Origin of the sequence: Halobacterium sp. CBA1126, assembly GCF_009741975.1 — an archaeon.
In the GTDB taxonomy this organism is placed as follows: Archaea; Halobacteriota; Halobacteria; order Halobacteriales; family Halobacteriaceae; genus Halobacterium.
On the sequence record NZ_WPCF01000090.1, the window covers coordinates 1 to 10,567 of the forward strand.

At 70.0% G+C, this 10,567-nt stretch carries 9 protein-coding genes and 3 pseudogenes; 9 read left to right on the forward strand and 3 right to left on the reverse strand.

What is annotated here, in order from left to right; all coding sequences use genetic code 11:
- From GJ634_RS11700 to GJ634_RS11730, 7 genes and pseudogenes are all read left to right on the forward strand, one after another.
- Positions 1-827, forward strand: a pseudogene (locus GJ634_RS11700) (phosphomannomutase); the annotation flags it as partial.
- A gap of 77 nt (positions 828-904) precedes the next feature.
- Positions 905-2,046: pseudogene (locus tag GJ634_RS16985) on the forward strand (BMP family protein).
- Between the two features lie 39 nt (positions 2,047-2,085).
- Positions 2,086-3,657: an ABC transporter ATP-binding protein gene (locus GJ634_RS11710; RefSeq protein ID WP_157502940.1), complete on the forward strand. Its 1,572-nt coding sequence runs from the start codon at positions 2,086-2,088 to the stop codon at positions 3,655-3,657.
- The gene (locus GJ634_RS11715; RefSeq protein WP_331714139.1) at positions 3,654-4,940 is read left to right on the forward strand and encodes an ABC transporter permease; all 1,287 of its coding nucleotides are present in this window, start codon (positions 3,654-3,656) and stop codon (positions 4,938-4,940) included. The genes GJ634_RS11710 and GJ634_RS11715 overlap by 4 nt, the downstream gene beginning before the upstream one ends.
- Complete coding sequence (locus GJ634_RS11720) at positions 4,933-6,093, forward strand: ABC transporter permease (RefSeq protein WP_157502941.1); 1,161 nt, start codon at positions 4,933-4,935, stop codon at positions 6,091-6,093. The genes GJ634_RS11715 and GJ634_RS11720 overlap by 8 nt, the downstream gene beginning before the upstream one ends.
- 45 nt (positions 6,094-6,138) lie before the next feature.
- Positions 6,139-6,534: a cytidine deaminase gene (cdd, locus tag GJ634_RS11725; RefSeq protein ID WP_157502942.1), complete on the forward strand. Its 396-nt coding sequence runs from the start codon at positions 6,139-6,141 to the stop codon at positions 6,532-6,534.
- Between the two features lie 50 nt (positions 6,535-6,584).
- Complete coding sequence (locus GJ634_RS11730; RefSeq protein ID WP_157502943.1) at positions 6,585-7,406, forward strand: nucleoside phosphorylase; 822 nt, start codon at positions 6,585-6,587, stop codon at positions 7,404-7,406.
- 10 nt (positions 7,407-7,416) lie between these two features.
- On the opposite strand, the gene GJ634_RS11735 is transcribed toward GJ634_RS11730, so the two are convergent.
- The 3 genes and pseudogenes from GJ634_RS11735 to GJ634_RS11745 form a co-directional block, all read right to left on the reverse strand.
- Positions 7,417-7,569 (reverse strand): hypothetical protein, encoded by a 153-nt coding sequence (locus tag GJ634_RS11735; RefSeq protein WP_157502944.1) that lies wholly within the window; start codon positions 7,567-7,569, stop codon positions 7,417-7,419.
- A gap of 65 nt (positions 7,570-7,634) precedes the next feature.
- Positions 7,635-8,803: pseudogene (locus GJ634_RS11740) on the reverse strand (NAD(P)/FAD-dependent oxidoreductase).
- 49 nt (positions 8,804-8,852) lie between these two features.
- Entirely contained in the window at positions 8,853-9,386 is a 534-nt protein-coding gene (locus GJ634_RS11745; RefSeq protein WP_157502945.1) for an Rrf2 family transcriptional regulator, read from the reverse strand.
- A 100-nt stretch (positions 9,387-9,486) separates the two neighbouring features.
- Here GJ634_RS11745 and GJ634_RS11750 point away from each other — a divergent pair, with 100 nt between their 5' ends.
- A complete protein-coding gene (locus GJ634_RS11750; protein WP_157502946.1) occupies positions 9,487-10,407 on the forward strand; it encodes an NAD-dependent epimerase/dehydratase family protein in 921 nt (306 codons plus the stop codon).
- A 48-nt stretch (positions 10,408-10,455) separates the two neighbouring features.
- On the forward strand, positions 10,456-10,567 hold a 112-nt coding region (locus GJ634_RS11755; RefSeq protein ID WP_197425505.1), incomplete at its 3' end, for an arginase family protein.

Consider the following 10,567-nt stretch of genomic DNA (forward strand, 5'->3'; position numbering starts at 1 on the left):
TGGCGACGCCGCAGGTGCTGCGGGAACTCGGCGCCGACGTCGATCGACGCTGAACGGGAACGTCGACCGGCCACTTCCCCGGCCGGCCGAGCAAACCGATGCCCGAGACCATCGGCGACCTGATGGAGTTCGTCGCCGAGGGCGACGCCGCGTTCGGCATCGCGCACGACGGCGACGCCGACCGCATCGTCCTCGTCGACGGCGACGGCGACGTCGTCCACGAGGACACCGTCGTCGCTGTGCTCGCCGAGCACTACGCGCGCGCCAGCGACGCCGACGACCCCGTGGTCGTCACGACGCCGAACGCCTCCGCGCGCATCGACGAGCGCGTCGCCGACGCGGGCGGCCGGGTCGAGCGCGTCCGCCTCGGCGCGCTCCACGAGGGCATCGCCGCGGCCCGCGCGGACGGCGGGGACGTCGTGTTCGCGGCGGAGCCGTGGAAGCACGTCCACACCGCGTTCGGCGGCTGGATCGACGGCGTGGCGTCGGCCGCGGTGCTCTCGCGGCTGGTCGCGGACGCCGGCGGCCTCGGGGCGCTGCGCGACCCCGTCACCGAGCGCCCGTACCGGAAGGTCAGCGTCGACTGCGCGGACGACGCGAAGGAGGCGGTGATGGCCCAGCTCGCCGAGGACCTGCCCGCCGCGTTCCCGGACGCCGACGTCGACACCGAGTACGGCGTCCGGCTGGAGTTCCCGGACGCGTCGTGGACGCTCGTCCGCCCGAGCGGCACCGAGCCGTACGTCCGCGTGTACGCCGAGAGCGACGACGTCGACGAGCTCGTGGAGTCGGTCGCGGGCGTCGTCGAGGACGCGGTCGCGGCGGCCTGACAACGAGCCCACGTTTTGCCGGTTTCCTCCACAAACGACGGCTTTATGGCCGTACGAACGTCTCGTTAGACGCAAGTATGTCCAACTTCGACAGGCGGGACTTCATCAAGGCGACCGCAGGCATCGGCGCGGCCGGGCTCGCCGGCGTGGCGGGCTGTACGGGCGGCCCCTCCGGCGACGGCGACGGCGAGACGACCGACGGCTCCACCGGCACCACGGACGACGCCGAGGGGACGACCTCCGACGGGTCCGACGCGACTCACGTCGGGATGGTGTACGCGACCGGCGGCCTCGGCGACGGGTCGTTCAACGACCAGGCCCAGACGGGCATCCAGCAGGCGGCCGAGGACTTCGACGTCGAGTACAGCGAGTCCCAGCCGGACGAGGTCGCGCAGTTCAGCGACTACCAGCAGCAGTACGCGGGCTCGACCGACCCCGACTACGACCTCGTCTCCTGCATCGGGTTCCTGCAGGCGGACTCCCTCTCGGAGACCGCCGCGAACTACCCCGAGCAGAACTTCCAGATCGTCGACAGCACCGTCGACGAGCCGAACGTCGGCAGCTACGTCTTCCGCGAGCACGAGGGCTCGTACCTCGTCGGCGTGCTCGCCGCACACCTCACGTCGATGAGCTTCAGCGCGGGCGCCGGCTCCACGCAGTCCGACTCCACGAACGTCGGCTTCATCGGCGGCGTCGAGAGCTCGCTCATCCAGAAGTTCGAGGCCGGCTTCACCGCGGGCGTGAAGGCGACCAACGACGACATCGACGTCCAGACGACGTACGTCGCAGCTTCAACGACACCACCGCGGGACAGGAGGCCGCCAACTCGATGTACAACTCCGGCTCGGACATCGTCTTCCACGCCGCCGGCAACACCGGGACCGGCGTCTTCCAGGCCGCACAGGATCAGGAGCGGTTCGCCATCGGCGTCGACCGCGACCAGTCGGTGACGAAGGACAGCTACGCGAACGTCATCCTCGCGAGCATGGTCAAGCGCGTCGACACCGCCGTCTACAACGCCGTCGAGGCGACGGTCAACGACAACTTCCAGGGCGGCGACACGACCACGCTCGGCCTCGACGACGACGGCGTCGCCTGCGTCTACGGCCAGCAGCTCGGTGACGAGATCCCCGAGGACGTCAAGACGGCCGTCAGCGAGGCGCGCCAGAGCATCATGGACGGGGAGACCTCCGTCCCGCAGGACCCCTCCGAAGTCTAACCGGCGGGACCCCGCTCGCTTCACAACATTCTGCACGAAATGACGCAAACGGATACGGCCGTCCGACTCGAAGCCATCACGAAACGATTCCCGGGCGTCGTCGCGAACGACGAGGTCGACCTGCCGGTCGAGCGCGGCTCCGTCCACGCGCTGCTCGGCGAGAACGGCGCCGGGAAGACAACCCTGATGAACGTCCTCTACGGCCTCTACCAGCCGAACTCCGGGCGCATCGTCGTCGACGGCGAGGAGCGCCAGTTCGACTCGCCGCGGGACGCCATCGACGCCGGCGTCGGCATGATCCACCAGCACTTCATGCTCGTGGACACGATGACGGTCGCGGAGAACATCGCGCTCGGCAACGAGCCCCGGAAGTGGGGCGGGCTCGCCGTCGACCGCGAGGCCGCGCGCCGGGAGGTCGTCGAACTCAGCGAGCGCTACGGGTTCGACGTCGACCCGGACAAGACCGTCGCCGAGGTCAGCGTCGGCGTCCAGCAGCGCGTCGAGATTCTGAAGGCGCTGTACCGCGGCGCGGACGTGCTCATCCTCGACGAGCCGACCGCCGTGCTCACCCCCCAGGAGGTCGAGGACCTCTTCGACGTGCTCGACGAGCTCACCGACCAGGGGAAGACGGTCATCTTCATCACGCACAAGCTCGGCGAGGCGATGCAGGCCGCCGACGACATCACCGTGCTCCGCGACGGGGAGAACGTCGGCACCGTCGACGCCGACGAGACCACCCGCGAGGAGCTCGCGGAGCTGATGGTCGGCCGCGAGGTCGTCCTCGAGGTGGAGTCGACGCCGCCGTCCGTCGGCGACACCGTCCTCGACGTCGAGGACCTCTCCGTGCGCGACGACCGCGACGTCCCTGCGGTCACGGACGTCTCGTTCGCCGTCCGCGAGGGCGAAGTGTTCGGCGTCGCCGGCGTCGACGGCAACGGCCAGGCCGAACTCGTGGAGGCGATTACGGGCCTCCGCGAGCCCGAGGCGGGGACCGTCGAGTTCGACGGCGAGGACGTCACCGACGCCAGCCGCCGCGAGCGCATCGACGGCGGGATGGCGTACATCCCCGAGGACCGCCAGGAGCGCGGGCTCGTGATGGACTTCGACCTCGTGGAGAACGGCATCCTCGGCAGCCAGCACAACGCGCCGTTCGCGGCCGGCCCCACCATCGACTGGACGGCCGCCCGCGAGCACGCCGAGGGCGTCGTCGCGGACTACGACGTCCGGCCGCCGAACGCGGACACCGAAGCGGTGTCGCTGTCCGGCGGCAACCAGCAGAAGTTCATCGTCGGCCGCGAGTTCGAGCGCGACCCGCGGCTCGTCGTCGCCACGCACCCGACGCGGGGCGTCGACATCGGCTCCCAGGAGTTCATCCACGACCGCCTGCTGGAACTCCGGGACGAGGGGCGGGGCGTCTTCCTCGTCTCCTCGAAGCTCGACGAAGTGCAGGGGCTCTCGGACCGCCTCGCCGTCATGCACGACGGCGACGTGATGGCGGTCGTCGACCCCGACGAGATCACCGAGGAGGAGCTCGGCCTCCTGATGGCCGGCGAGTACCCGGAGCGGTACGAGCCGCGTAGCGAGCGCGACGCCGAGGGGGTGGCGCAGTGAGCGCCGCCGACCGCGCCCGCGACCTGCTCGGGCGCCTCGTCCGCGCGTCCGCGTTCGAGCGGTTCCTCATCAGCGCCTCCGCGCTCCTGCTGTCGGTGTTCATCGGCGCGCTCATCATCCTCGGCGCCGGCCGGATGACCGACTGCTCGACCGCCGCGTACACCATCGCCGTCCCCGGGCAGTTCGTCACGCAGTTCGTCGGCGGCGGCTCCGTGTTCGCGATGGGGTTCTGTTACGACCCGTTCGCGGTGTACGACCTGCTGTTCCTCGGCGCGCTCGGGGACGTCCTGAGCAACCCCCTGAACAGCCAGTTCGCCACCACCATCGCGGAGACCACGATTCTGATGTTCACCGGGGTCGCCGTCGCGGTGGCGTTCCGCGCGGACATCTTCAACATCGGCGTGCAGGGCCAGCTCGTCGTCGGCGCGCTCACCACGGGCGTCGTGCTCACGTTCCTCGCGCCGCCGCTGGCCGGCCTCGGCGTGCTCGCCACTGCCGTCCTGCTCCCGCTGGGCCTCCTGCTCGGCGGGGTCGCCGGCGGCGCGTTCGCCGCCATCCCGGGCGCGCTGAAGGCGTACGCGGACGCCAACGAGGTCATCACCACCATCATGCTGAACTTCGTCGCCACCTCCATCGCGCTGTTCCTAGTCTCCCGCGAGGACTACTTCAAGGACCCCGAGAGCTTCGCGAGCCAGACGGTCCCGCTGCCCGACGTCGCGCTGTTCCCCTCGTTCCTCTTCCGGCCGCGGGACGACGTCTCCGTGCTCGCGCTCGCGTTCGCGCTCGTCGTGCTCGTCGGTACCTGGTACCTCCTCCAGCACACGCCGTTCGGCTACGACCTCCGGACGAGCGGCCTCCAGCCGGACGCCGCCGAGTACGGCGGCGTCGACGCCGACCGCACCATCGTCTCCAGCATGACGCTGTCGGGCGCGCTCGCCGGCGTCGGCGGCGCCGTCTACGTGCTGATGGTGCTCGGGAACTTCCAGACCGGCGTCCCGGACTACGGCTTCGACGGCATCACCGTCTCCATCCTCGCCGGCAACAACCCGCTCGGCGTCGGCTTCGCGGCGTTCCTCTTCGGCGTCCTCAAGAGCGGCTCCATCGTCGTGCAGGTCGGCTCGGACGTCCCGCCGACGCTCGTCGGCGTGCTCCGCGGGCTCATCATCCTCTTCGTCGCGATGCCGGAGTTCTTCCGGATGATGGGCAAGAAGTTCGGCTCGTTCGACCGGCCCGGCGAGCCGGTCACCGCCGACGGCGCCACCGGAGGTGGGAGCGATGAGTGACTGGCTGCCCGGCGGCCCGGACCGCAGCGTCGCCGCCTACACGTACGACTGGCTGTTCGCCGACCGCGGGCGCGTCCAGCAGGCCGTCATCGCGGTGGCGCTGGCCGCCGTCCTCGGCCTCGTCGCCGCCGGCGTCGTCGCGCCGCAGTCGAACGCCGGCCGGCTGTTCCACGTGCTGACCGACAGCTCCACGCTCGCCGCGACGCTGCGGCTCTCCGTGCCCATCGCGTTCGCCGCGCTCGGGGGCATCTTCGCGGAGAAGAGCGGCGTCATCAACATCGGCCTCGAGGGGCTGCTCATCATCGCCGCGTTCACCGGCATCTGGACGACCGACGTCACCGGCAGCGTCTGGTACGGCCTGCTCGGCGGCGTCGTCGCGAGCACGCTGCTCGCGGGCCTGTTCGCGGTCGTCTGCATCGAGTTCCGCGCCGACCAGATCATCGCGGGGCTGGCGGTGTGGCTCATCGCGCTCGGCCTCGCGCCGTTCCTCTCGTCGGTCGTCTACGGCTCGAAGAACACCACGAGCGTCGACACCTTCCCGACGCTCCCCGAGATGGGGATTCCGTTCCTCTCGGACGCGGTCACGGTCCCGCTGCCGGTCGTCGGCGTCGCGCCCGCCGAGCTGCCGTTCTTCGGCGCGCTGTTCGACGCCAGCCCGCCCGTCTACCTGATGCTGCTGGCGGTCGTGCTGTCGTGGTACGCACTCCACCGCACCGCGTTCGGGCGGTGGGTCGAAGCCAGCGGCGAGAACCCGAAGGCGCTGGACACCGCGGGCGTGAGCGTCCACCGCGTCCGGTACGTGGCCGTCCTGCTGTCGGGCGTGCTCGCGGGCGTCGGCGGCGCCGCGCTCGCGCTCGGCATCGGCCAGTTCACCGGGAACGGCCCGACGATGGTCAACGGCAAGGGGTTCATCGCCATCGTGGCGTACCTCTTCGGGAACTACCACCCGGTCGGCGCGCTCGGCTCCACGATGCTGTTCGCGGGCCTTGACGCCACCCAGCTCACGCTGCAGGCGCGCGACGTCTTCCAGGTCCCGACGGAGCTGGTGCGGACCATCCCGTACGTCACGGTCATCGTCGTGCTCGCGCTGTTCGGCCGCACGCGGCTGCCGTCGGCCGCGGGCGAGCACTACGAGTCCGGCGAGGACGAGTAGGCCGAACGCGCGGTCTTTTTGTCGCGGCTGCTCGAACCGGTGGGTATGGACGACGACGACCTGCTCGCCGCCGCTCGCGACGCCCTAGAGGAAGCCTACGTCCCGTACTCGGAGTACCCCGTGGGCGCCGCCATCGAGACCGCCGACGGCGAGGTGTACGTCGGAACGAACGTCGAGAACGCGAACTTCTCGAACAGCCTCCACGCCGAGGAGGTCGCGGTCGGGTCGGCGGTCCGGGACGGCCACCGCGAGTTCGCGACGGTCGTCGTCACCTCCGAGGCCCGCGACGCCGTCACGCCCTGTGGGATGTGCCGGCAGACGCTCGCGGAGTTCTGCGACGACGACGTGCCCGTGCTCTGCGACACCGGCGACGGCTTCGAGCGGTACACGGTCGGCGAGCTCATCCCGAACACCATCACGCCCGAGATGCTCGGTCACTAGCCGGCCGGCAACACGAAGACACTTTGCCCGTCGCCGGCCAACGCGGTGGCATGCCCGGCGACAGCGAGGACCCCAACGACGAGGTCCAGTATCACGTCGAACTCGCTCCGGGGGACGTCGCGGACGCCGTGTTGCTCCCCGGCAACCCCGAGCGCCTCGAGAAAGTCACGCCGCTGTGGGACGACGCCTCCGAGGTCGCCCACCACCGCGAGTACCGCACCGCCACCGGCAGCTACGAGGGCACGCCCATCTCCGTGACGTCCACGGGCATCGGCTCGCCCTCCGCGGCCATCGCCGTCGAGGAGCTCGCGCGCATCGGCGTAGACACGTTCATCCGCGTCGGCTCCTGCGGCGCGCTCCAGGCGGAGATGGAGCCCGGCGACCTCGTCATCACCAAGGGCGCGGTCCGACAGGAGGGCACCAGCGACGAGTACGTCCGCGAGGACTACCCCGCGGTCGCCGACCACGAGGTCGTCGCCGCGCTCGTCGCCGCCGCCGAACGCCTCGACAACGACTACCACGTCGGCCTCACGATGAGCTCGGACTCCTTCTACGCGGGGCAGGGCCGGCCCGGCTTCGAGGGGTTCGAGGCCGCCGGCAGCGACGACCTCATCCAGGAACTGAAGGACGCGAACGTCGCCAACGTCGAGATGGAGGCGTCGGCCATCCTCACGCTCGCGAACGTCTACGACCTCCGCGCGGGCGCCGTCTGCTCGGTGTTCGCGAACCGCGAGACCGGCGAGTTCCTCACCGAGGGCGAGTCCACCGCCGCCGAGACCGCGAGCCTCGCGGTCCACCTGCTCGCGAGGATGGACCAGAAGAAGGCCGAGGCGGGCGTCGACCAGTGGCACGCCGGCCTGAGCCTCGACTGAGTTCGGGCGGCTAGTCCTCCCGGGACTCCTCCGAGCGGAAGATACTCTCTTTGCCGGCGTGGAAGCGGTCGAGCGCGCGCATCGTCCCGACGTACGAGCCGACGGCGATGACCGCGACGGCAGCGAGGAGGGCGAAGCCGTACCAGACGAGTTCTGCGAGCACGCCGCTGGAGACGGAGCGCACTCCCTTCAACGTTCGGCGAGAAGCGTTCGTGCGGTCGGTTCGCGTTACAGCGCGTCCCACGCCTTCATCGCGCGCGACCACGACGTGATCTTCGCGATCCAGCGCGCGGCAGCGCCCTTCTTCAGGAGCTTCGCGGGCGTGCTGTTGAACGTCCGCACGGGCGCGGCGACGCCGTTCACTTCGACGTCGTGGGCGATGGCGGTCTCGCCGATGGAGACCAGCGTCCCCTGGTCGTCGTACGTCCACGTGCGCAGCGGGCGGTCGTCGATGGCGCGGGCGACGTTCTCGGCGGCGACGTCGGCGGCCTGCCAGGCGGCCTGCGCGGTCGGTGGCGCGACCTCGTCGTCGCCCTGGTCGACCAGCGAGCAGTCCCCGACCGCGAACACGCGCTCGTCCCCGGTCTGGAGGTTCGAGGACGCCTGCAGGCGGTTGTGCTCGGCGTCGAGGTCGACGTCCGCGAGCTCGCTCGGGCCGGTGACGCCGCCCGTCCAGAGGAACACGTCGTACGCGAGGTCCTCGCGCTCGTCGAACTCGATGTGGTCGGCGGTCGCCGCCGTGATGGGGTCGTCGGTGAGGATCTCGATGTCGCGCTCCTCGAGGCGGTGGCGGAGCGCGCCCTGAATCTCGCTGTCGCCCGGCGGGAAGATCTCGGGGAGCGCCTCCACGAGCACGACGTCGATGGGGGCGTTGTGGCGGTCGCGGAACTCCGCGACCTCGCCCGCGCTCTGGATGCCCGAGAGGCCGGCGCCGCCGACGACCACCGTCGCGGGGTCGTCGCGGGTCGCGTCCTTCGCGGCCGCCTTGACGTCCTCGTGGACGTCGAGGGCGTCGTCGAGGCTCTTCAGCGTGTGGGGGTGTTCGCCCATGCCCTCGATGCCGTAGGTCGCGGTCTCGGAGCCGATGCCGACCAGCAGGTAGTCGTAGTCGAGGTCGTCGCCCTCGTCGAGTTCGACCGTGCGCTCGTCGGTGTCGACGTCGACGACCGCGTCGTGGACGAACTCCGTCCCGCGGGACTTGATGTCGCCGACGGGAATTGTGATCTTGTCCTCGCGCCCGGGTCGCGGATGACGCGGTGGGCCTCGTGGAGGACGAGGTGGTAGTCGGTCTCGGAGACCCAGACCAGCTCCGCGTCGGGGCCGAGTTCGTCTTCGAGCTTCGACACGGCGCCGGCGCCGGCGTACCCGGCACCGAGAACGACGACTCTGGTTGTCATACCGGAACGTGCGTGACCCGGTGATACAAAGGCTTTGAAACGCCGCTCGTCAGTGCTCGGGTTCCTCGGCGGGCGCGCGCATCGAGTCGATCTTCAGGATGAGAATGTTCGCGGTGTCGTCTTTGCCGTCCAGCGTCCCCTCGATGACGAGCTTCGACAGCGGCGTCGGTCCGACGGTGACGCTGTCGCCCTCGTGGAACTCCCGAATCGACCCCCGCATGTGGATTTCGGCGCGGCAGAGCTCGGGGTGGTGGACGCTCGTCAGCCCGATCTCCTCGACGTTCGCGTCGTCGAGCAGCTCGCCGTCGTGGCGGACGGGGACCTCCGCGGTCGTGTCCAGCTGCTGGATCTCCAGCGCCTCGTAGGCGTTGACGGTCGGCTTGTAGCCGCCCTTCGGCCCGGGGACGCCCTCGACGAGCTGGAGCGCTTTCAGGCTCTGCATCTGGTTCCGGATGGTGCCCGGGTTCCGGTCGACCTCCTCGGCGATGTCCTCGCCTTTGACGGCCTGCTCGCGCTCGGTGTAGAGGTCTACGAGCGCGCGCAGTATCGTCTTCTGGCTGGAGGTCAGTTCAATCGATGACATACGACTGGGTTCGCCGGTGTTTTCCATAAATCCCCCGATGGGGAGACTCGGTTCGCCGGCGAAACGGTAGGTTTTACGCCCCGACTCCCAATCCACGCCCATGGACGGAAACCGCGTTCTCGTCACCGGTGGCGCGGGGTTCATCGGGTCGAACCTCGCGAACCACCTCGCCGCGGACAACGACGTCGTCGCGCTCGACAACGGCTACCTCGGGACGCCCGAGAACCTCGACGACGCCGTCGAGTACGTCGAGGCGGACGTGCTCGACGACGACCTCCCGACCGAGGGCGTCGACGTCGTCTACCACCTCGCGGCGCTCTCCAGCCGCCAGATGCTCGAGGAGAACCCCCGGGAGGGCGCCCGCGTCAACATCGAGGGGTTCGTGAACGTCGTCGAACAGGCCCGCGCGGACGGCTGCGACACCGTCGTCTACGCCTCCACGTCGTCGGCGTACGGCAGCCGCACCGAACCGAGTCCCGAAGACATGGACTTAGAGGCGGCGACCGGCTACGACGCCTCCATGCTCGGCCGCGAGCGCTACGCGGAGTACTACAACAACTTCTACGACGACCTCTCCTGTGCCGGGATGCGCTTCTTCTCCGTCTACCAGGGCTACGGCGGCAACGAGGCCCACAAGGGCGAGTACGCCAACACCGTCTCCCAGTTCACCGAGAAGATCGCGAACGGCGAGTCCCCCGTGCTGTGGGGCGACGGCACCCAGACCCGGGACTTCACGCACGTCGACGACATCGTGCGGGGGCTGGTGACGACCGCCGAGCACGAGCTCGCGGGCGTCTACAACCTCGGCACGGGCGACCCGTACTCGTTCAACGAGATGGTGGAGCTCATCAACGACGCGCTCGGCACGGACGTCGAGCCCGAGTACGAGCCCGTCCCACTGGAGAACTACGTCCACGACACGTGCGCGGACATCTCCAAAATCAGGGAAGCGACCGGCTGGGAGCCCCAGATCTCCTTCGAGGAGGGCGTCGAGCGCGTCGCCGAACCGTACCGGGACTGACGCCCGCGGAACCGGACGCACTTAGGGCCGCTCGCCGTACCGGCTGGTATGCCCAAGACCGTCCACGTCATCGGCGCACCGATGGACTACGGCTCGGACCGACGCGGCGTCGACATGGGGCCGTCGGCGATTCGCTACGCCGACCTCGCCGCCGAACTCG

Coding starts and splice junctions, on each gene's coding strand:
- GJ634_RS11730 (WP_157502943.1), top strand. CDS start 6,585: ATGCCCGGCGACAGCGAGGACCCCAACGACGAGGTCCAGTATCACGTC.
- GJ634_RS11710 (WP_157502940.1), top strand. CDS start 2,086: ATGACGCAAACGGATACGGCCGTCCGACTCGAAGCCATCACGAAACGA.
- GJ634_RS11745 (WP_157502945.1), bottom strand. CDS start 9,386: ATGTCATCGATTGAACTGACCTCCAGCCAGAAGACGATACTGCGCGCG.
- GJ634_RS11720 (WP_157502941.1), top strand. CDS start 4,933: ATGAGTGACTGGCTGCCCGGCGGCCCGGACCGCAGCGTCGCCGCCTAC.
- cdd (WP_157502942.1), top strand. CDS start 6,139: ATGGACGACGACGACCTGCTCGCCGCCGCTCGCGACGCCCTAGAGGAA.
- GJ634_RS11750 (WP_157502946.1), top strand. CDS start 9,487: ATGGACGGAAACCGCGTTCTCGTCACCGGTGGCGCGGGGTTCATCGGG.